Annotated in this window: 22 protein-coding genes; 9 read left to right on the forward strand and 13 right to left on the reverse strand. The window is 71.1% G+C overall.

The genetic code is table 11. The features are described 5' to 3' along the window. Positions 1–26 precede the first annotated feature (26 nt). Positions 27–515: a GNAT family N-acetyltransferase gene (locus QM711_RS10255; protein WP_415098953.1), complete on the forward strand. Its 489-nt coding sequence runs from the start codon at positions 27–29 to the stop codon at positions 513–515. Between the two features lie 159 nt (positions 516–674). On the opposite strand, the gene QM711_RS10260 is transcribed toward QM711_RS10255, so the two are convergent. The 3 genes from QM711_RS10260 to QM711_RS10270 all read right to left on the reverse strand — a co-directional run bounded on the left by QM711_RS10260 (position 675) and on the right by QM711_RS10270 (position 2770). Continuing rightward, positions 675–1160 carry a hypothetical protein gene (locus QM711_RS10260; RefSeq protein ID WP_415098955.1) on the reverse strand — a complete coding sequence of 162 codons (486 nt, stop codon included), beginning with the start codon at positions 1158–1160 and terminating at the stop codon, positions 675–677. A 111-nt stretch (positions 1161–1271) separates the two neighbouring features. Beyond that, positions 1272–2195: a bifunctional riboflavin kinase/FAD synthetase gene (locus QM711_RS10265; protein WP_415098957.1), complete on the reverse strand. Its 924-nt coding sequence runs from the start codon at positions 2193–2195 to the stop codon at positions 1272–1274. Positions 2196–2404: 209 nt separating this feature from the next. After that, complete coding sequence (locus QM711_RS10270; protein WP_415098959.1) at positions 2405–2770, reverse strand: hypothetical protein; 366 nt, start codon at positions 2768–2770, stop codon at positions 2405–2407. A 109-nt stretch (positions 2771–2879) separates the two neighbouring features. Between QM711_RS10270 and QM711_RS10275 the strand changes: the two genes are divergently transcribed. Continuing rightward, the gene (locus QM711_RS10275) at positions 2880–3890 is read left to right on the forward strand and encodes an aldo/keto reductase family protein (protein ID WP_415098961.1); all 1011 of its coding nucleotides are present in this window, start codon (positions 2880–2882) and stop codon (positions 3888–3890) included. A 290-nt stretch (positions 3891–4180) separates the two neighbouring features. Here QM711_RS10275 and QM711_RS10280 read toward each other — a convergent pair whose 3' ends face one another. Then, entirely contained in the window at positions 4181–5581 is a 1401-nt protein-coding gene (locus QM711_RS10280; protein ID WP_415098963.1) for an APC family permease, read from the reverse strand. Between the two features lie 245 nt (positions 5582–5826). Between QM711_RS10280 and QM711_RS10285 the strand changes: the two genes are divergently transcribed. From QM711_RS10285 to QM711_RS10300, 4 genes are read left to right on the forward strand one after another with little or no spacing between them, the layout of a single operon-like run. Then, on the forward strand, positions 5827–6624 hold the full coding sequence (locus tag QM711_RS10285) for a TetR/AcrR family transcriptional regulator (protein ID WP_415098965.1): 798 nt from the start codon (positions 5827–5829) through the stop codon (positions 6622–6624). Position 6625: 1 nt separating this feature from the next. Then, on the forward strand, positions 6626–9274 hold the full coding sequence (locus QM711_RS10290) for an ABC transporter ATP-binding protein/permease (protein WP_415098967.1): 2649 nt from the start codon (positions 6626–6628) through the stop codon (positions 9272–9274). Beyond that, positions 9271–11061, forward strand: coding sequence for an ABC transporter ATP-binding protein (locus tag QM711_RS10295; RefSeq protein WP_415098969.1), 1791 nt, complete (start codon positions 9271–9273; stop codon positions 11059–11061). Before QM711_RS10290 ends, QM711_RS10295 begins: the two co-directional genes overlap by 4 nt. A gap of 32 nt (positions 11062–11093) precedes the next feature. Next, positions 11094–11816: a hypothetical protein gene (locus QM711_RS10300; RefSeq protein WP_415098971.1), complete on the forward strand. Its 723-nt coding sequence runs from the start codon at positions 11094–11096 to the stop codon at positions 11814–11816. 29 nt (positions 11817–11845) lie between these two features. Here the strand turns inward: QM711_RS10300 and truB are convergent, their stop codons facing one another. From truB to QM711_RS10345, 9 genes are all read right to left on the reverse strand, one after another. Then, entirely contained in the window at positions 11846–12733 is an 888-nt protein-coding gene (gene truB / locus QM711_RS10305; protein WP_415098973.1) for a tRNA pseudouridine(55) synthase TruB, read from the reverse strand. A 70-nt stretch (positions 12734–12803) separates the two neighbouring features. After that, the gene (locus QM711_RS10310) at positions 12804–14801 is read right to left on the reverse strand and encodes an FUSC family protein (protein WP_415098975.1); all 1998 of its coding nucleotides are present in this window, start codon (positions 14799–14801) and stop codon (positions 12804–12806) included. 67 nt (positions 14802–14868) lie between these two features. After that, positions 14869–16101 (reverse strand): D-arabinono-1,4-lactone oxidase, encoded by a 1233-nt coding sequence (locus tag QM711_RS10315; RefSeq protein WP_415098977.1) that lies wholly within the window; start codon positions 16099–16101, stop codon positions 14869–14871. A gap of 38 nt (positions 16102–16139) precedes the next feature. Then, positions 16140–16730 carry a GNAT family N-acetyltransferase gene (locus QM711_RS10320; RefSeq protein ID WP_415098979.1) on the reverse strand — a complete coding sequence of 197 codons (591 nt, stop codon included), beginning with the start codon at positions 16728–16730 and terminating at the stop codon, positions 16140–16142. Positions 16731–16940: 210 nt separating this feature from the next. Continuing rightward, a complete protein-coding gene (locus QM711_RS10325; RefSeq protein ID WP_415098981.1) occupies positions 16941–17132 on the reverse strand; it encodes a hypothetical protein in 192 nt (63 codons plus the stop codon). Between the two features lie 104 nt (positions 17133–17236). Continuing rightward, positions 17237–17674 carry a 30S ribosome-binding factor RbfA gene (rbfA, locus tag QM711_RS10330; RefSeq protein ID WP_415098983.1) on the reverse strand — a complete coding sequence of 146 codons (438 nt, stop codon included), beginning with the start codon at positions 17672–17674 and terminating at the stop codon, positions 17237–17239. Further along, complete coding sequence (gene infB / locus QM711_RS10335; protein ID WP_415098985.1) at positions 17674–20640, reverse strand: translation initiation factor IF-2; 2967 nt, start codon at positions 20638–20640, stop codon at positions 17674–17676. The genes rbfA and infB overlap by 1 nt, the downstream gene beginning before the upstream one ends. Positions 20641–20799: 159 nt before the next feature. Continuing rightward, a complete protein-coding gene (locus QM711_RS10340) occupies positions 20800–21051 on the reverse strand; it encodes a YlxR family protein (RefSeq protein WP_415098987.1) in 252 nt (83 codons plus the stop codon). Positions 21052–21526: 475 nt separating this feature from the next. Then, positions 21527–22129, reverse strand: coding sequence for a hypothetical protein (locus QM711_RS10345; protein WP_415098989.1), 603 nt, complete (start codon positions 22127–22129; stop codon positions 21527–21529). A gap of 151 nt (positions 22130–22280) precedes the next feature. Between QM711_RS10345 and QM711_RS10350 the strand changes: the two genes are divergently transcribed. From QM711_RS10350 to QM711_RS10360, 3 genes are all read left to right on the forward strand, one after another. Next, positions 22281–22781, forward strand: coding sequence for a hypothetical protein (locus tag QM711_RS10350; protein ID WP_415098991.1), 501 nt, complete (start codon positions 22281–22283; stop codon positions 22779–22781). 72 nt (positions 22782–22853) lie between these two features. Further along, the gene (locus QM711_RS10355; protein ID WP_415098993.1) at positions 22854–24860 is read left to right on the forward strand and encodes a hypothetical protein; all 2007 of its coding nucleotides are present in this window, start codon (positions 22854–22856) and stop codon (positions 24858–24860) included. Further along, entirely contained in the window at positions 24857–25402 is a 546-nt protein-coding gene (locus QM711_RS10360) for a hypothetical protein (protein WP_415098995.1), read from the forward strand. The genes QM711_RS10355 and QM711_RS10360 overlap by 4 nt, the downstream gene beginning before the upstream one ends. Positions 25403–25404 lie beyond the last annotated feature (2 nt).

The raw sequence follows: 25404 nt of genomic DNA on the forward strand, positions 1-25404 counted from the left end.
CCCCATCCCGATCTGCGGAGGTATCTATGACAGAGCCCATCGTGGTGCGGCTGTGCACGGCCGATGACCTCGCCGCGTTGGGACGACGAGAGCCGCATCCCAACGCGCACTACGCGCAGGGGCACTACGAGCGGCAACTCGAGGGGGACTATTACTTCGCCATCGCGGTCCGGGGCGAGGCCGAACTCGGCACCAGCGTGCTGGACTGCCGGCCGGACCCGCTGCAGCCAGAACTCAAAAGCCTGTGGGTGTACCCCGAATCCCGTCGCCAGGGTGCGGCGCGCGCGCTCACCGAATTCCTCGAGCAGCAGGCCATCGAGTTGGGCTTCGACGAGATCTTCCTGCGGGTCGACCCGCAGAACGCCGCCGCGATCCCGATGTACATCTCCCTCGACTACACCCCGACCGGCGACCACCGGCTGACCACCTACGAGTACGTGGACGGCCTGGGCAATACCCACTCCCGCGAGGAGATGGACGCCGTCTACCGCAAGTCGCTACGACTGATGCGCTGAGCATCGCTGCCCACGCCCGCGACGCCGCATTCACGACTCCGCACCGCTTTGCGGTCATCGCACCGGTTAACACCTGTGCAATGACGCGAAACGGGTGCGAGGTGGGTTCCGCCGCCCACGATCGAGGCGCCTGTTCCTACTGTGCTCGCGCGGGTTGGTTCAGTCGGCCTGGTCGATCCCGACCGCGAGGACGCTGGCGCGACCGCGTCCCCATTCGAGGTCGAGCACCACTCGGCTGTCCTCGGCGTGGTAGTCGCAGACCCGCACCTTGTGGGTGATGGCGGTGACCGCGAGCTGGCCGAGGTCGCCGACCTGGCGTCCGCGCACCTGCAACGTCGTCCCGTCGGCGAAGCACATCCGGGCCAGCCCTCGGGCCGGCCCGGGGCGGATGGCGCTGAGCGGCACGCTGCGCCGCACCACATTGCCGACCCGGTGCAGCAACACCTGGACCGGCGCCACGCCGAACTCCTGCTCGACCCGGTGACCCACGGCGGACAGCTCGGCGAGATCTGATTCGGCCAGTCCGAGGTCGGGGATCGGCAGTACCCGATCGGGCAGCCAGCGGGACGACTTGGGCCGGCGCATCAGGCCGACCACGATTCCCACCAGCGCCCCGACCACCGCGAGTGCGACCAACCCGGTCATGAACCAACTGTGCGCGCCGCGACGGCGGGACGCAAGAGTGGTGCCGATCATGCCCTACCGGGAGCTCGGCGGCAGCGGGTCAGCCCGCTGCTCGAAGCCCTGCCGCGGCGGTCAGGCGTCCAGGATCTGGTAGCTGCGGCGGACGTCCTCGCTCATCTGGTCGACCAGCGCGGCTATTCCCTCGAAGCGGACCTGTCCGCGCAGCCGAGCGATGAACTCGACGGCGATCGGGGCCCCGTACAACTCGAGATCGGTTCGGCCCAGCACGTACGACTCCACTCGGCGCTGGACGCCGTCGAAGGTCGGGTTGGTGCCCACCGAGATGGCGGCCGGCCAGCGTGCCGGCTCGTCGTCGCCCGGCAAAGCTGCTCCGTGTCCGTCCCGGCCGTCCAGCCGGGTGACCCACCCGGCGTAGACCCCGTCGGCGGGGCAGGCGAGGTCCCGGGGAACCGGCAGATTCGCGGTCGGGAAGCCGAGCTCGCGGCCGCGGTGATCGCCGTGCGCGACGATGCCGGCGAACCGGAAGGGACGTCCGAGGTGTTCGGCCGCGTGCGCCACGTCGCCGACGGCGAGGGCGTCCCGGATGATGGTCGAGCAGGTCTCCTCGTCGCCGAACCGGACCAGCCGCAGTGCGTCGACCTCAAAACGTCCGCGGCCGAGTTCGCGCAGGGTGTGGACGGTGCCGGAGGCGCGGTGCCCGAACCGGAAGTTCTCCCCCACCACGACCAGCGCCGGGTGGAGCGGCAGCAGCACGTCGGTGACGAACTGCTCGGGGCTGAGCTGTGCGAACTCGCGGGTGAAGTTCACCACCTCGACCCGGTCGGCACCGGCGGCCCGCAGCAGCGCGATCCGGTCGTCCAGCCCGGTGAGCAGCATCGGAGCCTGCTGGGGACGCAGCACCCGCACCGGATGCGGCCAGAAGGTGACCACAACGAGCGGCAGGTCGGGGCGTCGGTCCTGCGCCTCACGCAGCACTTCGACATGGCCGGGGTGCACACCGTCGAAGTTGCCGATGACCACCACCGTTTCGCTCACGAGGAGCCAGCCTAACGCCCCGCTGGTGAGGTGGCATCATCGCCCGGCCGGGATGCGCCGACTGACCCGTGCCGGACTGGCCGCAACGCTCGTAACACCTTGTCAGAGTCGAGTTTCCAAGCGTTCGGCGAGTTCGGCCGGCACAGTCGCGCTCCGGGCGGCGACCGTGAGATCGCCACCCGGAGCCGTGTTGCTCGACTGCCGGGCGGTCAGAGATTGAGCTCGACCCGCAACTCGGGGGCGTTCGCCTGGAGCAGTTCGTCACTCGAGCTGCGCAGTAGTCCGGCGAACTGCTCGCGCAGTTCGGGTGCCTCGAATCCTTGGACGAGTTCGCTGATCGCGACGATCCGGGTGATGTCCCGCGACCAGGCGCCCTGCTCGACCCCGGCCAGCCGGATGCCGTCCAGGATGTCGGTTCGTCCGCGCCATGGGTCGGGCTGCGGTCCGGCGATCTCCTCGAGGAAGTCCCTGAACCACTCCGGCGGGTCCGGCGGCCACTTGAACTTCCTCACCAGCCGCGGGATGTCCAGGCAGATGTAGGTTCCGTTGATCTCCAGATAGCGCTCGCAGGCCATGGCGGCCGTCCCTTCGTGCAGGTCCGCCGGCGATTCCGGCGGCGTTCGATGGACAGACCGGAAACTGGCCACGATTGATACATCGGGCGCTCCTGGTTGGATGGGGTGCATGGAGTTTCGTCATCTGGGTAGCTCGGGGCTCAAGATCTCCGAGATCTGTTACGGCAACTGGCTCACGCACGGGTCGCAGGTTGAGAACGAAGCAGGGCTGGCCTGCGTGCGGGCCGCTCTGGACGCCGGTGTCACCACCTTCGACACCGCGGACGTCTACGCCAACACCAAGGCCGAGACGGTGCTCGGCGAGGCGTTGGCCGGCCAGCGCCGGGAGTCGATCGAGATCATGACCAAGGTGTTCGGGGCGACCGGTCCGCGCGGGCCGAACGACAGCGGACTCAGCCGTAAGCACATCATGGAGTCGATCCACGGCTCGCTGAAGCGGCTGCGCACGGATTATGTGGACGTCTACCAGGCCCACCGCTACGACGTGGAGACCCCGCTGGAAGAGACCATGCAGGCCTTCGCCGACGTCGTCCGGTCGGGCAAGGCGCTCTATATCGGGGTCAGCGAATGGAGCGCGGAGCAGATCCGGGCAGGTCAGGGACTCGCCCGGCAGCTGGGCTTCGCCCTGGTCTCGAACCAGCCGCAGTACTCGATGCTGTGGCGGGTGATCGAGGGCGAGGTCGTCCCGGCTTGCCGAGAACTGGGACTGTCCCAGGTGGTCTGGTCGCCGATCGCGCAGGGCGTGCTGACCGGAAAGTACCTGCCCGGGCAGCCGGCGCCCGAGGGGTCCCGGGCCACCGACGAGAAGGGCGGCAAGGGCGCCATCAGCCGCCTTATGGACGACGCCATCCTCGAGCGGGTGCAGAAACTGCAACCGATCGCGTCCGACCTGGGGTTGAGCATGGCCCAGTTGGCGGTCGCCTGGGTGCTGGCCAACGACAACGTGGCCTGCGCGATCGTCGGCGCGTCACGTCCGGAGCAGGTCGCCGACAACGCCGCGGCGGCCGGGGTGAAGCTGTCGGCCGACGTGCTGGAGGCGATCGACGCGGCCCTCGGCGACGTGGTGGTCTCCGACCCCGCGCTGACCAAGGACAGCACGCCGGCGTCCCGGCCCAGCTGACCGGTCGGACCCGTCCGTCGAGCTGATCCACAGGGGCCCTCCCTAACTACCTGTGCCCTCCCGCATGTGGGAGGGCACAGGTAGTTGGGGAAGTGCTGATCAATGCTGTTCCGAGCGAGGACGTGCCCGGCGAGATGAGCGACGGCGCCCAGATCTTGTGGGCGTGTCGGGTCATACAGCGCAAGAGATGGGGGTCGTCGATCGCTCGTCGGGTGCGCCGCAGCCGGGACATGATTGATCAGCGCTTCCCTTAGGGAGGGCCTCGTGGGTCGCGGGACTGGCGGGACGGCTCAGTGCGGGCCGGTGGAGAGATCGTCGGGGTGTTGGAACTGGGTCTGCTTGTGCTGGCGCTTGTTGAACAGGAACACCAACAGGCTGAGCAGCACGCCGATGCCGATCAGGACGGCGGCGATCCAGTACTGCTCGGTGGAGCGTCCGGACCAGGGACCGACCAGGTAGGCGCAGCTGAGCGCACCGAGAATCGGCAGCCAGCTGGGTGCGACGAAGTGCTCGTGTTCGACCGAATCCCGGCGCAGCACCAGCACGGCCACGTTGACCAGGGTGAACACCCCGAGCAGCAGCAGCGCGGTGGTGCCGCCGAGCTCGGACACCTCACCCACGAAGGTGATCAGACCGACCGCGAGTGCGGTGGTGAACAGGATCGCCACCCACGGCGTCCGGCGTCCGGGGAGCACCTTGCCCAGCACCGGCGGCAGCACGCCTTCGTTGGCCATCCCGTACAGCAGCCTGGACGCCATCAGCATGTTGATCAGCGCCGAATTGGCCACCGCGAACATCGAGATGAACGGGAACAGTGCACCGATCGGCAGGTCGGGCGCGCCGGTCTGGACGACCAGCAGCAGCGGCGTGGCACCCTCTTTCGACAGCTCCCCCGGCGGCACCAGGGCCACCGCCGAGATCGACACCAACACGTAGATCAGTCCGGTGATGCCGAGCCCGGTGAGCATGATCTTGGGGAAGATCCGGGCCGGTTCCTTGGTCTCCTCGGCCATGTTCACCGAGTCCTCGAAACCCACCATGGCGAAGAACGCCAGTGAGGTCGCTGTCGTGACCGCCAGGAACATGCCCTTGTCGGACGGCGTTTCGAAGACGGTCACCCGGCTGAAGTCGGCGCGTCCCTCGGACATCGCGAAGACCGCGACGAAGATCACCAACAACAGTCCGGACAACTCGACGCAGGTCAGCACCACATTGGCCTTGACGCTCTCGCCGACGCCGCGGATGTTGACCGCAGCCACCAGCAGCATGAAGCCGATGGCGACCACCATGGTCAGCCCGTCGGCGGTGTCCATGCCGAACCCCTTCTGCAGGTTCTCGGCGAACGCCCGGGCCGCGGTGGACGCCGAGGTGATGCCCGAGGTCATCACCGTGAACGCCACCAGGAAGGTGAGGAAGTGAATGCCGAACGCCTTGTGCGTGTAGAGCGCGGCGCCCGCCGCCTGCGGGTACTTGGTGACCAGCTCCAGGTAGCTGAAGGCGGTGATCATGGCCACCACGAAGGCGATCAGGAATGGCAGCCAGACCACCCCGCCGACCTCTTCGGCCACCACCCCGGTGAGCGCGTAGATGCCGGTGCCGAGGATGTCGCCGATGATGAACAGCAGCAGTAGTCCCGGCCCCATCACCCGCTTGAGTTCGTTGGGTCGCTCCGTCGTGGCTTCGGCAGTCATCGCGATACCTCCGGTTCGGATGCCTCACCATGCCCCGACGCCGTCCGGACGGCAAGACCCCAAGGGAGGGTGCGTGCGGGGCCGCGGCCGACGCCCGCCCACGCCCTGCCCGCCAGGGCCCTCCCTAACTACCTGCGCCCTCCCACCTGCGGGAGGGCAGAACTAGTTAGGGAGGGGCTTGGGGGTGGGACGACCGGGTGGCGGACGGACTTAGGTAACCCTTAGTTATGGGGTATAACTGCGTCGTGGCGACAGTGCGGGTGAACCAGGGCGGACGGCCTGCGACCGTGACCCAGGCGTCCATCGTGGCCGCCGGACGCGAACTGGGGATGGCCGCGCTGAGCGTCGCGGCGGTCGCCGGCCGGCTCGGGGTCAGTCCGGCCGCGCTGTACCGGCACGTCCAGAACCGCTGGCATCTGGAGCGCCTGGTCGGCGAGAGCCTGCTCGCCGACCTGAGCCTGGACGCCGCAGTCGCCCCCGGCGTCCCGGACGTCCCGGACGACCTGGAGACCCAACTGCTGCGATTCGGCCGGGTGCTGCACGACTTCGCCGCGGCCCGTCCGGGGCTGGCGGACTATCTGCTTACCCTGTTCCCGCGCGGCGAGACCGGCCTGCGGCTGATGGAGACCGAGGCCGCGGCGCTGCGGGCGCACGGGCTCAGCGACGACGCCGCGGTCGCCGCCAGCAACGCCGTCGCGTCCACGGCGTTCGCCCTGGTCGCCGCCGAGGAGCGCCGCCGGGACGCGGCCGCAACCGATCACGACGGCGGGTTCGCCGCAGAACTCCAGGCCGCCACCGACCGGTTCGAGGCCCAGCCGTGGCTGGCCGCGGTCGTCCCCGCATTGCCCGAGGTGAGCGGCGAGGACTACGGACGGCTGCTGCTCGCGACCTTCGTCCGCGGCCTGGTCGCCACCCTGGGCGCCGAGCCCGGCGCCGCGACGTCCGACAGCATCGTCGCCGACCTGAGCGGCCGGCTGGTCCGGGCCGGCGAGCCACCGATCGACCCGCACCCCCGAACGACTCCGAACCCGTTGGAGGGCTGAGATGTCCCGAGGATTCCAGGGCGCGCTGATGCGCGGCTTCGGCGCCCGCGACCACGTCGCCACGGTCACCGGCACGCAGTGGCTGGCGCCGCACTTCCTGCGGTTGCGGCTGACCTCGCCGACGCTGTTTGACGACATCGAGGTCGAGACGACCACCTGGCTGCGGTTCTGGTTCCCCGATCCGGACGGCGGCGAGACCGAGTACCAGCGCGCCTACACCCTCACCGAGGCCGACCCCGACACCGGCGCGTTCGCGGTGGATTTCGTTCTGCACACCCCGGCCGGCCCGGCCTGTCTGTGGGCCGAGCGCGCCCAGCCCGGTGACACGGTGCCGGTGATGACCTCGCTGACCGCGGGCTTCACCGTCCCCGAGGAGTTGCCGGCGGGATTCCTGCTGGTCGGGGACGCCGCGTCCATCCCGGCGATCAACAGTGTGCTCGGCGCGCTGCCCGCGCAGGTTCCGGTCGAGCTGTACCTGGAGCGGCACAGCGCCCACGACGAGGCGATCCCGCTGGGCGGCCACCCCCGGCTGCGGGTTCATTGGACCGACCGCCGGGACGCCGGGTCGCTGGCTGCCTCGATCGCGGCGTCCGACTGGTCGGACTGGTACGCCTGGGCAGCACCCGAGTCGGGGTCGCTGAAGGCGCTGCAGACCCGGCTGCGGGACGAGTTCGGCTTCCCCAAGCGCGAGATCCACGCCCGGGCGTACTGGATCGAGGGCCGCTCGATGGGCAAGGTCCGCGGCAATACCGCCGAGACCAGCCCGGCGACCACAGACGCCGCAGTTGCCGGGACGCCGAACGCGCCGGTGGCCACCCCAGTGACCACGGTCGAGCAGCAGGCGGTTCCGGCACCGGAGGTTCCGGCCGCCGAACCGGCGGCGCCGTCCACCCCGGGCCGCTGGCGCTCCCAGGCCGCGGGCACGTTGCTGGCCCCGCTGAAGTCGCGGCTGATCGTCGCCGGTGTGCTGCAGGCGCTGGTCACCCTGCTCGAACTCGCCCCCTACCTGCTGCTGGTCGAACTGGCCCGCCGGCTGCTCGCCGGGGACGGTCCGGACGCCCTGTGGCCGCTGGCCGTGGGCGCCGTGGTGCTGCTCGGCGCGGGTGCGCTGCTCGGGGCCGGACTGTTGCTCTGGCTGCACGTCGTGGACGCCCGGTTCGCCCGCGATCTGCGGCTGAAGCTGCTCGACAAGCTGTCCAGGCTGCCGCTGGGCTGGTTCGCCGACCGCGGATCGACTGGGGTGAAATCCCTGGTCAGCGACGACACGCTGGCGCTGCACTACCTGGTCACCCACGCGATCTGCGACGCGGTGGCCGCCGCCGTCGCCCCGCTGGCGGTGCTCGGCTACCTGTTCGTCGCCGACTGGCGGCTCGGCCTGGTGCTGCTGCTTCCGGTGCTCACCTACCTGGTGACGATGTGGATCATGGTCGTCCAGTCCGGCGCGAAGATCGGCGCCGCGCAACGATGGGCCGAACGGATGAGCGGTGCCGCCTCCGGCTACCTGGACGGCCAGCCGGTGGTCCGGGTGTTCGGCGGTGCGGCGGCGTCCGCGTTCACCCGCCGGCTGGAGGGCTACCTGAGATTCCTCAACGAGTGGCAGCGCCCGTTCACCGGCAAGAAGACGATGATGGATCTGGTCACCCGGCCCGGCACGCTGAGTTGGCTGATCGCCGCCGCGGGCACGCTGATGGTGATCGGCGGCGGGCTCGACGTGGTCGGGCTGCTGCCGTTCCTGCTGCTCGGCACGGCGTTCGGGACGCGGCTGCTGGGTATCGGCTACGGCCTCAGCGGGCTGCGCGGCGGCCTCATCGCCGCCCGTCGGATCGGGATCGCGCTGACCGAACGCGAGCTCGACACCCGTCCCTCCGCCAGCCCGGACGCCGTCCGTCCCGCCTGCGGCACCGTCGAGTTCGACCGGGTCAGCTTCGGCTACCACCCCGGCGTCCCGGTGATCCGCGAGGTGTCCGCGGTGCTCCGGCCGGGCACCGTGACCGCGCTGGTCGGGCCGTCCGGGTCGGGCAAATCGACGCTGGCGGCACTGGTCGCCCGGTTCCACGACGTCGACTCGGGAGCCATCCGGATCGACGGCGACGACCTGCGGACGCTGGACGCCGACGAGCTGTACCGCCGGGTCGGGTTCGTCCTGCAGGACGTGGCGCTGGTCCACGGCACCGTCGCCGAGAACATCGCACTGGCCAGGCCCGACGCGTCCCGTGAGCAGATCGAGTCGGCCGCCCGCGACGCCCAGATCCACGACCGCGTGCTCAGGCTGCCGCAGGGCTACGACACCGTGCTCGGCGACGAGGTGGCGCTGTCGGGCGGCGAGAAGCAACGGCTGACCATCGCCCGGGCGCTGCTGGCCGACACCCCGGTGCTGGTGCTTGACGAGGCGACCGCCTTCGCCGATCCCGAGTCGGAGTACCTGGTGCAGATCGCGCTCGACCGGCTCACCGCCGACCGGACGGTGCTGGTGATCGCGCATCGGCTGCACACCATCGCCGGTGCCGACACGATCCTGGTGCTGGACGCCGGTGCGGTGGTCGAGTCCGGCAGCCACGACGAACTGCTGGCCCTGGACGGCCGCTACCGCAGCCTGTGGCAGGCCGGCGGGAATCCGCTGGCCGAGGACCGGATGGAGGTCCGGGCATGATCCGCACGCTGATCGCCCTGGTGCCGGCCACAGCTCGCCGCACCCTGCTCGGCTACTTGGCGCTGACGGTCGGTTCGGTGCTGCTGCGGGCGATCTCGACGGTGCTGCTGGTGCCGCTGATCGCCGCCCTGGCCGGCGGCGACTCGCGACTTGCGCTGTGGGTGCTGGCCACCCTGACCGGCAGCACCGTGCTCGGCTGGGTGGTGGACGCCGCGGCCTCCCGGATCGGCTTCGCGCTCGGCTTCGAGGTGCTGGACACCGCCCAGCACGGCATCGCCGACCGGCTCACCCGGATCCGGATGGCCTGGTTCACCGCAGCCAACGTCGCCGACGCCCGCGCGGCCGTCGCCGCCACCGGACCCGACCTGGTCGGCCTGATCGTCAACCTGGTCACCCCGATCATCGGCGCGGTGCTGCTGCCGCCGGCGATTGCCCTCGCCCTGCTCGGGGTGTCGCCGCCACTGGCGCTGGCCGCGCTCGCCGGGGTGATCCCGGTGCTGGGTGCGCTCTGGCTCGCCGGACGCACCACTCGCCGCGCGGACGCCGCCGCCGAGGCCGCCAACACCGCCCTCACCGAGCGGCTGGTCGAGTTCGGCCGCACCCAGCAGGTGTTGCGGGCCAGCCGGCGCGCCACCCCGGCCCGCAGCCAGGTCGCGCAGGCTCTGGCCGGGCAGCATGCGGCGACTGTGCGGCTGGTGCTGATGCAGATCCCCGGACAGCTGATGTTCGCCGTCGCCAGCCAGCTCGCGCTGCTGTTGCTGGCCGGCACCACCGCCGCGCTGGTGCTGCGCGGCGAACTCTCCGCCGGCGCCGCGGTCGGGCTGATCGTGGTCATCGTCCGCTACCTGGAACCGATGACGACGCTGGCCGGACTGGCTCCGGCGCTGGAGACCACCCGGCTCGCCCTGGCCCGGATCCGCACGGTCCTGGACGCCCCGCTGGCGCCGTCCGGACCCGACGAGTCGCGACGGACGCGGTCGCCGCGGATCGAGTTCCGCGACGTCGAGGTCCGCTACGGCGACGACCCACCGGTCGTCACCGGTCTCGAACTGACCCTGGAGGCTGGCAGCACCACCGCGATCGTGGGGCCGTCCGGTTCGGGGAAGACGACGCTGCTGTCGCTGATCGCCGGCCTGCTGCAGCCGAGCCGCGGACGGGTGCTGCTCGACGGCGTGGACGTCGCCGGGCTGACCCCCGAGGCGCACCGGGCCGCGGTCAGCGTGGTGTTCCAGCACCCGTACCTGTTCGACGGCACACTGCGCGAGAACGTGCTGGTCGGCGATCCGGCGGCCGGTGCCGAAGAGGTGGCCGTCGCCACCGGACTGGCCCGAGTTGACGAGATCACCGCCCGGCTGCCCGGGGGCGACGCGGCCGCTGTCGGCGAGGCCGGCGGCAAGCTCTCCGGCGGCGAACGCCAGCGGGTGAGCATCGCCCGCGCGCTGCTCAAGCAGGCCCCGGTGCTGCTGGTCGACGAGGCCACCAGTGCCCTCGACCCGGAGAACGAGCGGGCCGTGGTCGACGCGCTGACCCGTGACCCGCTGCCCCGCACCCGGGTGATCGTGGCCCACCGGCTGTCCAGCATCCGCACCGCCGATCGGGTGCTGTTCCTGGAGAACGGCGCCATCGCCGAGGACGGCAGCATCGACGAACTGCTGGCCGCCGGCGGCCGGTTCGCGGCGTTCTGGGAGCATCAGCGGCACGGCGCGACCTGGCGGCTGGGCGCCGAGCAGGTCAGGGCGTCCAGCATCCCCCGCAGCGACGAGACCCAGTCATCGTCGGCACCGTGACGACCTCCGGAGCGGCCCCGCAGCAGCCGGAGGTGCCGCTGGTCGACGAATCGAGGCTGGTCGGCGGCGAGCCCGCTTTCGGGCCCTGGCAAGTCGCCACCGCACCTGGGCTGCTGGGCCTCCTCGGGTATCCCGGGGCGGTCGGACGCGGCCCGGACTCGCCGTTCATCCTCGCCATCGACGGTCGCGGCGCCGGCGGCAAATCGACGCTGGCGCGGACGATCGTCGACGCGACGCCGCAATCCGCCCTTGTTCACACCGGCGATCTCGCGTGGAACGAGCCCTTCTTCCAGTGGGCACATCTCCTGCGCGAGGTTCTGGAGACGCTGCGCGCGGGCAACTCTCTCAATCTGCGGCCTCCGGCTTGGGAGCGTGAGGGACGTCCGGGCGCAGTGGCCTTGCCCGCCGGACTCAGCCTCGTCGTCGTCGAGGGGGTCGGGGCGAGCCAGTGCGATGTCGTCGAGCTTGTCGACGCGGTGATCTGGGTGCAGTCCGACTTCAGCGTCGCCGAACAGCGCGGAATCGAGCGCGACATCGCCGAGGGCGTGAACGGAAACCGCGACGAGACGATCACCTTCTGGCACGAGTGGATGTCGCACGAACTCGCGTTCCTGGAACGCGAGCGGCCGTGGGAGCGTGCCGCCGCCATCGTCCTGGGCACCCCCGCCAGCGGCGTGGTGCCGCCCGGGAAGCTCGCCGTGCACCTCTCTCCCGGTGCGCGCCGCTCGGCCGGCAACCGCGACTCCGGAACCTGAACGGAGGCGGGTGACGGGGACGGCTCCGCTCAGACCAGTACGGCGAGGGCGACGGCGCGTCCGGCGTCCGGCCGGTAGAGGGCGAGCAGGCGTCCGTCGTACAGCAGCGCGGTGGGATCTGCGGGCAGCGCCAGCTGCAGCGGACGTCCGTACCCGACGTCGACGGCCTGGTCGTCGCTGAGTTCGACGTGGGAGAAGCAGCGCCGCGCCACCTCGGCCATTCCGATCACGGCCGGGGTTCGGGGTGGGTCGGCGGTCAGTTCCTCGGGGGTCAGCGCGCCGTCCAGTTCGAAGCCGCCGACCCGGGTGCGGCGCAGCGCGGTGAGGTGTCCGCCGGTGCCGAGCGCGGCGCCCAGGTCGCGGGCCAGCGCCCGGATGTAGGTGCCGGAGGAGCAGTCCACGACCACGTCCAGGTCGGTGACTGCGAGGCCGCCGGCATCGGTGTCGCGGCGTCCAATGATGTCGAAGCGGGAGACGGTGACCGCCCGTCCGGCCAGCACGACGTCCTCGCCGCGGCGGGCCCGGGCGTAGGCGCGCTGGCCGTTGATCTTGATCGCCGACACCGTCGACGGCACCTGCACGATGTCGCCGCGCAGCGGGACCAGCGCCCCCTCGATCTCGGCATCTCCGACGCCGCCCGCACCGGAGGCCGTCGTCACCTCGCCCTCGGCGTCGTCGGTGACGGTGGCCTGGCCGAGCCGGATGGTCGCCGTATAGGTCTTGGTTGACAAGGCCAGATGCCCCAGCAGCCGGGTGGCCTTCTCGACCCCGATCACCAGCACTCCGGTCGCCATCGGGTCGAGGGTGCCGGCGTGTCCGACCTTGCGGGTGCCGAGCAGCCGCCGGCACCGTCCGACCACCTGGTGCGACGTCCAGCCGGACGGCTTGTCGACGACCAGGATTCCCGAGTCGGGCATTGCTCTCCTCTGCTGCGGACGGCGGCCCGAACAGGCTACGGCACCACTCGGCACGGTCGCCGTCAAAAGGTCAGCCGGCGACTGCCGATCGGCGAAGTGCCTCCAGTTGGGCCACCGCGCCGGACGTCTGCTCGACCGCCACACGAGTGTCGGGCGCCACGTCACCGTCGGTCAGCGCGTCACTGTCGGGCGTCCGGCCGTCGCCGGTCACCGCGTCCCCAGCCAGGACCCCGTCCCCCACGTGGACGGCACCCTCGGCGCCGGGCTGCTCGGCGCAGGCGAGGACGAGCAGCTCCCCGGCCAGCCCTTCCGTCGCTGAACGGACGCCGACCCGCTCGGCCTCGCTCCAATAGGGCGCCAGTGCGGACAAGGCGGCGATCTGGCGGCCGACGGTGGTGACGGCGTCCGCCGCCGGGGTCAGCGCCGCATCGTCCCAGCGGCCCTGCGGGTGCGGCGGCTCGCTGCGGGCGCTCCGGATGGCGCCGAGCAACTCCAGCCGCACCACCCTGCTCAGCACACTCGCGTGCGCGACGGCGAGCCGGCGCTCCTCGCTCTCCCCTGACCACAGCTGGTTGAGCGCCACCAGTCGGTCGGCCTCAAACCGTGCCCACTCGGACAGCAGATCGTCCAGCCGGCGGCGTTGCCAGGTGGGAAAGAGCAGATAGGCGGCGAAGCCGATCAGGCAGCCGATCACGGTGTCGATGCCGCGGGTCGTCGCGGCGAGCGGTCCAGCCATCAGCGACGAGATCCAGGCGACCAGGAAGAGCATCGACCAGGGTTGGCCACAGGTCCGGAACACCTGCAGCCCGATGTAGAGCAGCAGCAGCACAACGGTGTGCAGCAGCGGATCGGCGGGCAGGAACGAGAGCGCGATGCCCAGCAGTGCACCGGCGATGGTGCCGATGGTGCGGCCGATGCCGCGCGCGAAGGTGTCGCCGTAGTCGGGGAAGACGATCAGGGCGATGGCGACCACCACCCAGAATCCGTGGGCGGCGAAGATCGCATCCTTACCCAGCCAGGCGGCGACCCCCATGCCGACCAACTGTCCGACCACACACGCGATCGCCAGCCGGAGCGCGTGCCGGAAGATCGGCGATCCGGGCCGCAGCTCGTCGCGGACCAGCTCCGCCGACGACGGCGTCCGGCGCTGGTCGGACGCCGCCGGCGCGATCTCCCCCGAGGCAACCTGTTCGGCGATCCCGACCACCCGGCGCAACGCCTGCTGGACCCCACTCGCCGGACCCGTCGGCCAGGGAGCCGGCGACGATTCCTCGGGACCATTGGGTCGCGCGATCCGGGCGGCAATGCTGGACAGCCGCGCCGACGCCGCCTTCTGCCACTGCTCGGCCGACTCCGGACGGTTCTGCAGCGCGAGTAGCAGTTGCGCGGCCTCCTCGCCCCGCTCGACCAGCTGGACGAACCGGGTGAGCTGATCGTTGCCGTCGGCCCGCAGCAACGCCAGGCTGCGGTCGGCCGCGAGCAGCGTGGCCGCGGTCGGCGTCCCACTGGCGAGCGAGCGGTAGAAGACGCTGACCGCCGTGCGCTGGGCGGCATATCGCGGCTCGTAGGGCGGGAAGAGCTGGACGGCGAGCATGATCGCGGCACCGGCCAGGAAGCCCAGCGCGACGGTCAGCGGCAGAGCGTTCAAGCCCCGTCCCATCTCGGCGAAGGCCAGGAACAGGATGCTCATCAGCACCACCCGGATACTGATGCCGACCGCTACCGCCCGCAGCATGCCGGACGCGAAGAAGCCCAGGAAGGCCAGCACCAGCACCACCCACCACTGGCCGGACAGCGTGACGCCCAGATAGAGCCCGAACGCCTGAGCCAAGGAGCCGACGCCGGCCGCCACCAGCCGCGACCGGTTGTGCGGCAGGGTGAGCGAGACCCCGGCCAGCAGCGCCCCGACGGTGAGGATGACCTGGGTCTGCGGGCTGTGGGTCGCATATCCGACGACGGAGGCGATCACCATGCCGATCACCAGCCGGAGGATCATCGGTGGGTTCTGGAACGGACGCCCCGGGGTGAGCCCGCGGACGGCGGCGCGCTTGATGCTGCTCAGGTCCATGTCCCCCGCTCCCGGCACCGTCTCCCCTCAGGCGCCAGCGCCGATCATAGAAGCCCGGCTCCCCCGATCAGCTCCCGCCGACGTGGTGTTCCAGGAAGTTGTTGGCGAACTTGCCGTCCGGGTCGTGGCCGGCGACCAGGTTCCGCCAGTCGGCCATCCGCGGGTAGCGGCCGGCGAGCACGTCGGCGCCGGCATGGAACAATTTGCCCCAGTGCGGACGGGCGTCGAGCGGCAACAGCCGTGCCTCGATCTCGGGCAGCACCCGCGCCACCCCCTCTGGGTCGCGGTGGAAGGTGAAGTGGATCGCCAGGCTGTCACGTCCGGTGGCCGGCGACAGCCAGAGCTCGTCCGCAGCCACGGTGCGCAACTCCGACATCGCCAGCACGGCATCGATCGGCTCGCCGATCGCACGCAGCGCGCCGATCGCCTCGACGGCACGGTCGCGGGGTACCAGGTACTCGGTCTGGATCTCGGCACCCAGGCTCGGCACCCGATCGAGCCGGAAATGCGGCAGGCAGGCGCACCACGGCCCCTCCACCCCGAAGGGATTCATATTGTCCGGGGTGTCCCCGGGAGCGGGTCGGACGCCGAGCTGGTCGGCGCTGGCGATCGGGCCGCTGACCAGCGATTTCACCCAGATGTGCTCGACGGCCGGAGCCGTCCACCGGGTCAGCAGGCTGACGCTGTAGCCGGCCGCGAACACGGCGTCGAGGTCGTCGGTGAGCCGTTGCCAGGGCAGGTCCAGGTAGGCGTCCTGGCGCATCCGGTACGAGGGCTGGACGGCCAGCGTGACCCGGGTGATCGGGCCGAACGCGCCGAGCCCGACGACCATGCCCGGCAAGGCCGGATCGTCGGCACCGATGTCGATCAAGTCACCGGACGGCCCGATCAGCTGCAGGCCACGGACGGCCGAGGACAGACTGCCGAGGCCGTCCCCCGAGCCGTGGGTACCGGTCGAGATCGCCCCGGCGACGCTGATGTGCGGCAACGAACCCATGTTGTGCAGGGCCAGCCCGTTGTCCTCCAGGTGACGAGCGACGACTCCGTACCGGGTCGCGCCACCGACCGTGACGGTCATCGCGTCGGTGTCGATCACCGGGTCGGGCGGCAGCGACCCGAGGTGGATGAGGATGCCGTCGGTGTCGGGCAGCCGGTTGAACGAGTGCCGAGTACCCAGCGGCCGTATCTTGGCACTGGACGCCACCAGCCGCTGCGCCTCCTCGAGGGTCTCCGGGGCCGCGATCTGGGCGGCTCGGTAGTGGACGTTGCCGCCCCAGTTGTCCCGGTCGACGCTCACCATCGGACGTCCCTCCTCGGTGCCGGCCCCGGGGTCGGTGTTCAGCCGGACCGGGGCGCGACGGTTCGGCGCATGATGCAGCGGAACTTACCGAGATCCGGGCCGCGGGTGAAGCCGGCCCCTTCGAACATGCCGATCGAGCCGCTGAACAGGAAGGACGCCGACATCTTCCGCTCGCCCACGTCCACCCGCGGGTAGCCCTCGACGGTGCCGCCGCCCGCGGCCGCGATCAGGTCGAGGGCACCGTGCAGGGCCAGGGTGGCCACACCGCGGCGGCGGTGATTCCGGTCGACGAAAAAGCACGGCAGTCGCCATCCGGTGGGTTCGAAGCCTCGGCTTTCGTACTCCTTGCGGTGATAGATCCGGGGCAGCTCCGCGGGGGTTCCGTATTCGCACCAGCCGACGGCGGCGTCGGCGTCCATCACCAGCGCGTGATGGGTGCGGCCGAGCTCGACCAGCCGATGCTTGGCCGCTTGTCCGCCGCCGTGGCCGTCGCGGTCGGCGTCCGGCTGGAACCACATGCACCAGCAGCCGCCGAAAATGCCGTTGTGCTTGGCCACCAGCGCCTCGAACGCAGGCCAGGTCGCGGGCGTCAACTGCTCCACCCGGTACTGCGATTGTGTCTGTGTCATAGCTGCCCCCGATCGGTCCGGCACCCATGCTAGGAACGGTCCCGGACGGTATCGCTCCGGAATCCTGCGGCTCCCCGGCGGTCAGCCGACCGTACCGCCGGGTCCGCGCCCGCCCAGCGCGACGTAGCCGTAGAGGTCAGTCTGCCGCTCGTTGACCCAGATCGGCTCCCCGCGGCCGGACGATCGACCAGCAGGGTGCGTCCCTAGGACTCATCGACCACATTGCAGGTTGATGCCGGCTGCTCCGAGCCGTTCGGCCAGCGCGTCCACATCGCCGTCGTGCTCGAAGGAGAGTTCCGCGTTCGGTTCGTCGCTGCTGTCGTGGACGGCCGCCAGTCCGCCGCCGTCCGCGGACGCCTGGAACCAGCCCCCGCTCTCGCTGCGCAAGCAAACCCGACCCACAAAGGGCCCTCCCTAACTAGTTCAGCCCTCCCGCATGCGGGAGGGCTGAACTAGTTAGGGAGGGCTTTATGGGTCGGGAAGACCCGGGCGGGGGAAGACCGGGCCTACTCAGCCGGGTCGTCCTCTTCGCCGGGCTTCTTGTACGGGTCGGCCTCACCGGCGTACGTGGCGCCGGCGGCCTGGGCCGCCACCGCCTCGTCAGCGGCGCGGGCCCGGGCCAGCACGTCCTCGATCTGTGCGGCCGACTCGGGGACGGCGTCCAGCACAAAGGCGATCGTCGGGGTGAACTTCATCCCCAACTGCTTGCCCACCGTGGACCGGATCAGTCCGCGGGCCGACTCCAGCGCCTGCGCGGTGTCGGCACGCGACTGTTCGTCGCCCAGCACCGTGTAGAACACCGTCGCCTCCCGGCCGTCGCCGGTGAGCCGGACGTCGGTGAGGGTGACGAAGCCCAGCCGCGGATCCTTGATCCGCCGTTCCAGGAGTTCCGCCACGATCACTTTGATCTGCTCGGCGACCTTGATGTAGCGCGGGTTACCCATCAATCCCTCGGCTTCTCGACCATCTCGAACGTCTCGATGACGTCGTCGATCTTGATGTCGGAGTAGTTGGCCAGCGTCATGCCGCACTCGTAGCCCTCGCGGACCTCGGTGACGTCGTCCTTCTCACGCCGCAGCGAGGCGATCGAGGTCTCGGCGACCACGACACCGTCGCGCAGCAGCCGGGCCTTCGAGTTCCGCCGGATCGAACCGTCGATGACCATACAGCCCGCGATGGTGCCGAACTTGGACGACCGGAAGATCTCCCGGATCTGCGCCTGACCGCTGACCTTCTCTTCGAAGATCGGCTTCAGCATGCCCTTCAGCGCCGCCTCGACATCGTCGATCGCCGCGTAGATCACCGAGTAGTACCGGATATCCACGCCGGCCGAGTCGGCCATCTGGGTGGCCTTGCCCTGCGCCCGGACGTTGAACCCGATGATCACCGCGTCGGACGCCTCGGCGAGCGACACGTTGGTCTCGGTGATCGCACCGACACCGCGGTCGATGACCCGCAGGCTGACCTCGTCGCCGATGTCGATGTTGGCCAGCGCGTCCTCCAGCGCCTCGACCGAACCGGCCGAATCGCCCTTGAGGATGAGCTTGAGCTCCTGGGTCTCGCCCTTCTCGAGCTGCTCGAACAGCTGGTCGAGGGTCTTGCGCCGGGTGGTCTTGGCCAGCAGGGCCGCCCGCTGCCGGGCCTCCCGCTTGTCGGCGATCTGGCGTGCCATCCGGTCGTCGTCGACGACCAGGAAGTTGTCGCCGGCCCCCGGAACCGAGGTCAGACCCAGCACCTGCACCGGCATGGACGGCGGCGCCTCGGCCACCTGCTCGCCGAGATCGTTGATCATCGCGCGGACGCGGCCGTGGGCCGAACCGGCCACGATCGAATCCCCGGTGCGCAGCGTGCCGCGATGCACCAGGACAGTGGCCACCGGGCCGCGACCCTTGTCCAAGTGCGCCTCGATGGCGACACCCTGGGCAGGCATGTCCGGGTTGGCCCGCAGGTCGAGCGACGCGTCCGCGGTCAGCACGACCGCCTCGAGCAACTCGTCCAGACCCAGCCGCGCGGTGGCCGACACGTCGACGAACATGGTGTCGCCGCCGTACTCCTCGGGCACCAGGCCGTACTCGGTGAGCTGGCCGCGCACCTTGGTCGGGTCGGCGCTCTCCTTGTCGATCTTGTTCACCGCGACCACGATCGGCACCTCGGCCGCCTTGGCGTGGTTCAGCGCCTCGATCGTCTGCGGCATCACACCGTCGTCGGCGGCCACCACCAGAACGGCGATGTCGGTCGACTTGGCACCGCGGGCACGCATGGCGGTGAACGCCTCGTGACCCGGGGTGTCGATGAAGGTGATCTTCCGCTCGAGGCCGTCCACCTCGGTGGCCACCTGGTAGGCACCGATGGCCTGGGTGATGCCGCCGGCCTCGCCCGCCACCACGTTGGTGTTGCGGATCGCGTCCAGCAGCTTGGTCTTGCCGTGGTCGACGTGACCCATCACGGTGACCGCCGGCGGACGCGGGGCCAGGTCTTCCTCGCCGCCCTCGTTCTCGCCGAACTCGATGTCGAAGCTCTCCAGCAGCTCGCGGTCCTCGTCCTCGGGCGAGACGACCTCGATCGAATAGTTGAGCTCGGCACCCAGCACCTGCAGCGTGTCGTCGGCCACCGACTGGGTGGCGTTGACCATCTCGCCCAGGTTGAACAGCACCTGCACCAGCGACGCGGGATCGACGCCGATCTTCTCGGCCAGATCGGTCAGCGAAGCGCCACGACGCAGCCGGACGGTGGATCCGTCACCGGAACGGATCCGGACGCCACCAATGGTCGGCGCCTCCATCTGGTCGAATTCCTGCCTGCGCTGCTTCTTCGACTTGCGTCCGCGACGGGCCGGCCCACCGGCGCGACCGAACGCGCCCTGGGTGCCGGAGCCACCGCGTCCGCCACGGCCCCGACCACCGCCGCCACCCGCGGGCGCACCGCCGGGACGACCGGGTCCGCTGCCGAAACCGGGACGGCCACCGCCACCGGCGCCGCCGGGACGACCTGCACCGCCACCGAAACCGGGACGGCCACCGCCGCCACCGCCACGGGCCGGGGCGCCGAGCGAGGGGTTCGCCTGGCGCGGCATCATCGCCGGGTTCGGACGCGGCATGCCGGGAACCCCGGGCCGGGCGCCGGGACGCGGCGCGCCGCCGGGACCCGGACGCGGAGCGCCGGTGCGGGCATCGCTGCGCCCGGCCGGGGCTGCGCCACCCTCGGGACGCGGCCGGCGCACGCCCATGCCCTGGCTGGACGAGAACGGGTTGTTGCCCGGACGGGGGGCACCGGGACGGCGCGCTCCGGCGCCGGGCAGGCCGCCGGTGCCACCCGGACGCGGCATCGGCCGGGGAGCCCCCGGGCGAGGCGCGGCGCCACCGGGACCAGCCGCCGGACGCGGCGCCGGGGCGGCGCCGTCGCCGGGAGCTGCGGGACGCTGCTGCGGCGGGGCGGCCGGCCGAGGCTGCTGCGGCGCCGCCGCGGACCGTGCCTGCGGAGCGGCCGGCCGAGACTGCGGGGCGGCGGCCGGTCGGGACTGCGGGGCAGCGCCGGGACGGGGCTGCGGGGCACTCGGCCGGGCCTGCGGAGCGGAGGGCCGCGCCTGGGGTGCATTGGGCCGCGGCTGCGAAGCAGCCGGGGGCCGCGGACCAGGAGTGGCCGCGGCGGACGTGCCTTGCTGGGGTGCGGACGGCGCCGGCGCCGATGGGCGCGGCGTCGGGGCACCGGGCTTGGCCGCCGGGGCCTTCGCGGGCGCAGCGCTGCCGGCCTTGTCGGCCGACATGCGCTCGCTGAGCCGCCGGACGACCGGGGGCTCGATGGTGGACGACGCGGACCGGACGAACTCGCCCATGTCGTTCAGCTTCTTGAGAAGATCTTTACTTTCGAGTCCGAGCTCTTTGGCGAGCTCGTAGACGCGGACCTTGGCCACTACTCTCCTTCAGGTCCGCGGGGCGCGCGGACCAGCTAGTTCTTGTTGCTCATTTCGAGGTACTCATCGAGTGGTCATGAGCGTTAGCCCACTTTCTGGTTGGGATCCGCCGGGAGTCGGCGGAGGCGCACCGGAGAGTCTATCGCTGCGTGCCGCGATTCACCCAACCGAGTGGCCGAGCAGGATGTTGCCGACCAGAGCGTGGTCGATACTGCGGCGCAGTCCGCGTCCGATCGCCCGCGTCTTCAGCGCCCGTGGCGCACACTCCGCATGCAGGTAGACCCCGCGTCCGGGGAGCCGCTGGCGCTCGTCGATCAGGACGCCGTCGCCGCCGTCCCAGACCAGTCGCAGCAGCGTGGGCTTGTCCGCTCGGCCGCGGCAGCCTGCGCACATCCGCTGGGGGGACGTCATGCCGCTCAGGGTAGCCGGGCCGGACGGCTCACAGGCGACGCACAGTCCGCGTCCAGCCCGCTGCCGGAAACCGCCGGTTGAGTAGTGGCCATGGACGACGCAACGAACCTCAGCACCGGCCGGGCCGCGCAGTCCGCCGGCCGGGTCGCTGGGAAGGGAGGCTGCCGCTGACCCGACCCGGAGCGACAAGATTCCTCTCCCCTACCCGGCCGTCCCAATGGGCGGCCGGGTCCCCGCCGTCCGGACGCCGCCCGACGACGCAGGGGAGGAAGAAGTCGGTGCCGGGCTGGGAGCGCCTCTCGGCGCGTGGCCGCTCGCGGCGGCAAGTGTTGGAGCCCGGGGCTACCTCAGCCCGACACCGATCGACCATCATAGGTGCCGCCGCCGAGATGCCCAACTCGCCGGTGACGCGGGTCGGGCGTCCGCCAGTTGGGGTGGATCGCCGGTGACCGAAAGAACCGTCCCCGGGGTGCCGCTAGCGCAGGTCGCCGGCGCGCCAGAGCAGGGCGCCGGCGGTCAGGTCGGCCGCCATCTCCTGCAGCCTCGCCGCTCGGGCCAGCGGCTCGATGCCGTGCAGGTCCGCACTGCCCGCGGAGGTGACCAGGCAGAACGCGGCGGCGCGCTCCAATGCGACCGCGAAGTCGCCGGTGAAGGCGCCCCGCATCAGGTCGTCGGCGACCCGCCGGACGTCGTCGGGCCGCGGCGGCTCGATGCCGGCCACCACGTGGTTGGGTTCGGTGAACCGGACGCCGGCCGCGTAGCAGCGAGCCACGCCCTCGGCGTCGGTCCGCATCCACTCCCGGAGGAAGTACAGCCGCCACAGCGCGCCGGGCAGGGTCCTGGCCGGACGGGTGGCCCACAGGTCGGCCAGCGTGGACAGCCCGATCTCGCCGACCAGGTCGACCAGCCGCTCGGTCACCGACGGGTCCCCGGACGCGCGTCCGGTGTGCAGCAGCACCGCCGCCGTCTCGTGGGCGGCGTGCAGCTGGGCGATCGGGTCGGAGCCCTCACCCATCAGTTCCAGGATCATCGGGTCCCGGAACGCGGGCCGGCGGGGTCGGCTGTGGTCGGACGGCACCCGGACAGGGTAGCCGGGCACCTCCGCCGATCCAGAGCAACGACGCGGGAGCGAACTCATAGCCCGCCGACAGGCCCCGACCAGCCGGACGCCAGCGGCGTCCGGCTCACTGGAATCACCAGCAAGTCCGACCAGAACTCGAAGGAGACAGATGAACATCAAACAGAAGACCGGCGTCGCCGTCGGCGCGGCAGTGATCGGCGTCGGCGCCGTCCTGGGCGTGGGGTACGCCATGGCGGGAACCTCACTTCAGTCACAGCCGCAGGCCAGCCAAAGCGCGGACGGCACATCGCCGGGCGGCGCACCGGGCGGCGAGAACGGTGCTGCTCCGGGCGGGCCGGGCGGCCAGCGCGGAATGGGCAATCTCGCCGCGTCACTCGCCGAGAAGCTGGGACTCGACGAAACCACGGTCAGCCAAGCTCTGCAGGAGGTCATGCAGGTGAACCGGCCGGACGGCAACGGTGGCACTGGCCGGACCGACCGGGACGCCACCACCGCCAAAGCCCTGGCCGAGAAGCTCGGCGTGGACGAGGCCAAGGTCACCGCGGCACTGGCCCAGATCCGCTCCGAACAACAGGCCACTCGTCCCGGCGACACCGGACTCCCCGGCGGTGGCCAGACGGCCCAACCTTCCCCGAGCACCAGCGCCTGATCCGTCGGCGGCGGCTATTGACGCTCCGCGGAACGGCGAGAACACTGACCCCCACCGTTCTTGGGAGTCACCGTGACCGAAGCCGCCGCCGATCCCGTCCCCGCCGGCCCCACGGTCAGCCCCGACGAGGAATGCTCGCTGGTGATGAAGGGCGGGATCACCAGCGGCGTGGTCTACCCACCCGCGGTCACCGAACTCGCCGCCGACTACCGGTTCCGGCGGATCGGCGGCTCCTCGGTGGGCGGGCTGGCCGCCGTCCTCGCAGCGGCGGCCGAGTATCACCGATCCAGCACGGGGACGCCGGCCCCGGTACCCCCGCCGGCCGGCGCCGGACCCGTCCCCGACGAGTTGCGGTGGGATCCCGCCGCGGTCGGATTCGACCGGTTGCGGCGGCTGCCCGACCATCTCGGCAGCCAACTGCCGTTGCTGTTCGAGCCCTCCCCCGGCACCAGGGGCCTGTTCCAGTTCCTGATCGCCTGGATCGAGCCCGGCTGGTCGATCGGCCACAAGCTCGCGGTCTCCGTGGGCCGGCTGGTCCGCTGGGGCTGGCCCGCGTTCCTGCTCACCACCGCCGTTCTGCTGCTACCGGCGTTCCTGTCGTCCGCCGCTCTGCTGGGCGGGTTGCGGGACGAGACCTGGCTTCCGGTGCTGCGGGCCACTGCGCTCTGGCTGCCGCTGGCGGTGCTCGGCGGTTTGCTGGCCTCGTTGCTCACGCTCGGCATCGGCGCCTGGCACGCCGTCAACCGCAACGGGTTCGGCATGGTCAATGGCCATCGGCCCAACCCGTCCGGCAACCCGGAGGCCGATCACTCCAGCAATGCGCTGACCGACTGGCTGACCCGCGAGATCAACATCACCGCGGGCCGGGATCCGCGCGGCGCGCCGCTGACCTTCCGCGACCTGTGGGGAGCCGAGGCGACCGAGAAATTCCGGGAGCTGTTCACCGAGCAGCGTTCGCTGCCCGACCGGCCGGACCTGCCCGGCTTCTGGCGTTACAAGCGCAGGGCTCCCAGCATCGGTTGGGGGACGCTCGACCCAGACCTGGACCTGCGGGTGATGACCACCTGCCTCACCCACCGGATCCCGCGCAGCTTCCCGTTCTTCGACGATTCCCTGGCCTATTGCCCGAGCTGCCTTGCCGACTACTTTCCGAGGACGGTCTGCGCCCAGGTTGAGGCGACCTCGCGGGCGATGAACGCCGATCCCGCGGCGCCCGTCCGGCTCCGCTGCCCCACCCATGACGAACCGCTGCGGCGATTCCCGTTCGCACCCGACCTGCCGGTGGTGATGGCCGCCCGGCTGAGCCTGAGTTTCCCCGTGCTGATCAGCGCCGTGCCGTTCTACTACCTGGACGGCGGCCGGATCCCGGAATCCGCGGATCAGGAGCAGGAGCTGACCGTCGTCACCGCCTGGTTCTCCGACGGCGGGATCACCAGCAACTTCCCGATGCAGTTCTTCGACGACTGGCTGCCGCGGCGTCCCACCTTCGGGATCAACCTCGCCGCCTTCAACCCGCACTACCACCGCGGACAGGTCGACCTGCCCGCCGCAACGGTCAGCGCCCAACCGGTGGAGACGCCGATCGATACCGTGCTCGGACTACTGACCACGATGGTCACGACCATGCACGACTGGCCGGATCAGTTGCAGATGGACGCCCCCGGCTTCAAGGACCGGATCGTCACCGTCTGCACCACACCCGGCGAGGGCGGGCTCAACCTCAAGATGGGCGTGGAGCAGATCGCCGGACTGAGCCGGAAGGGCACCGAGGCGGGGGTCAAGCTGCGCGACGACTTCGAGTTCCCGCTGCACCGCTGGATCCGGTTCCGGATCGCGATGAACGGCCTCAGCCTGGCCCTGGACCGGTTCCGGCAGGATCTGCCTTCGTTCGAGCAAGCCGTACCACCGCCGTGGCAGGGCAGCTACGAGTTCTCCGCCGATCGCGAAGCACAGGTACGCCAGCAGGCGGACGCCCTCGCAGCGCAGGCCGACGGCTGGGCGACCGCGGGTTGGCCGGCCAACCGCGACAACCCGCCCCGCCCGGAGCCGACCCTCCGCTTCGGATCGACGACCCGATGAACGCCTGGGCCTGGCTGGCGCCCACCCTCACCTGGGTGGCCGGTCTCGCAATGGTGGCCTGGGCCTGGCGCGGCATGGCACCCGCCATGAAACGGCTCGGCAGGCCGACGATCGTCGAGCTGCAGCGGGCCGGCAACGCCGAGCAGGTCGAGCGGATCAAGGCGGCGTGGACGGGGAAGGCGGGAACGCCCGGTGAGAATCGGACGGCCGCCGCCCGGCAGAGCCTCGCCTGGGACCTGCCGCTGATCACCGGCTACGTCCTGTTCCTGGCGGGTCTGGCCTGGTGGTCGCTCGATCCTGCCTACCGGACGCTGGGCGGCTGGGGCGCGGTGTGGGCCGGCCTGGCGATCCTGGCGGCGCTCGCCGCCGGCGGCTGTGACCTGGCCGAGGACAAGCTGTGCGGCAGCCTGCTGGACGAGCCGGCGACGGACGCCCGCGCCAAGGCCGTGAAGAGACTCGCCATGGCCAAATTCGCACTGCTGGCGTTCGCGGTGGCGATGCTGGTCTTCGTCCTGCTGCCGATGGCGGTGGTCGCCGGGTAGCC

It is taken from the genome of Micropruina sp. (assembly GCF_047602385.1).
Classification (GTDB): Bacteria; Actinomycetota; Actinomycetes; order Propionibacteriales; family Propionibacteriaceae; genus Micropruina.

Coding starts and splice junctions, on each gene's coding strand:
- QM711_RS10260 (WP_415098955.1), bottom strand. CDS start 1,160: ATGACCGGGTTGGTCGCACTCGCGGTGGTCGGGGCGCTGGTGGGAATC.
- QM711_RS10270 (WP_415098959.1), bottom strand. CDS start 2,770: ATGGCCTGCGAGCGCTATCTGGAGATCAACGGAACCTACATCTGCCTG.
- QM711_RS10315 (WP_415098977.1), bottom strand. CDS start 16,101: ATGGTGAGCGTCGACCGGGACAACTGGGGCGGCAACGTCCACTACCGA.
- QM711_RS10290 (WP_415098967.1), top strand. CDS start 6,626: ATGTCCCGAGGATTCCAGGGCGCGCTGATGCGCGGCTTCGGCGCCCGC.
- QM711_RS10350 (WP_415098991.1), top strand. CDS start 22,281: ATGAACATCAAACAGAAGACCGGCGTCGCCGTCGGCGCGGCAGTGATC.
- truB (WP_415098973.1), bottom strand. CDS start 12,733: ATGCCCGACTCGGGAATCCTGGTCGTCGACAAGCCGTCCGGCTGGACG.
- QM711_RS10320 (WP_415098979.1), bottom strand. CDS start 16,730: ATGACACAGACACAATCGCAGTACCGGGTGGAGCAGTTGACGCCCGCG.
- QM711_RS10340 (WP_415098987.1), bottom strand. CDS start 21,051: ATGACGTCCCCCCAGCGGATGTGCGCAGGCTGCCGCGGCCGAGCGGAC.
- QM711_RS10360 (WP_415098995.1), top strand. CDS start 24,857: ATGAACGCCTGGGCCTGGCTGGCGCCCACCCTCACCTGGGTGGCCGGT.
- QM711_RS10275 (WP_415098961.1), top strand. CDS start 2,880: ATGGAGTTTCGTCATCTGGGTAGCTCGGGGCTCAAGATCTCCGAGATC.
- QM711_RS10310 (WP_415098975.1), bottom strand. CDS start 14,801: ATGGACCTGAGCAGCATCAAGCGCGCCGCCGTCCGCGGGCTCACCCCG.
- QM711_RS10295 (WP_415098969.1), top strand. CDS start 9,271: ATGATCCGCACGCTGATCGCCCTGGTGCCGGCCACAGCTCGCCGCACC.
- QM711_RS10255 (WP_415098953.1), top strand. CDS start 27: ATGACAGAGCCCATCGTGGTGCGGCTGTGCACGGCCGATGACCTCGCC.
- rbfA (WP_415098983.1), bottom strand. CDS start 17,674: ATGGGTAACCCGCGCTACATCAAGGTCGCCGAGCAGATCAAAGTGATC.
- QM711_RS10280 (WP_415098963.1), bottom strand. CDS start 5,581: ATGACTGCCGAAGCCACGACGGAGCGACCCAACGAACTCAAGCGGGTG.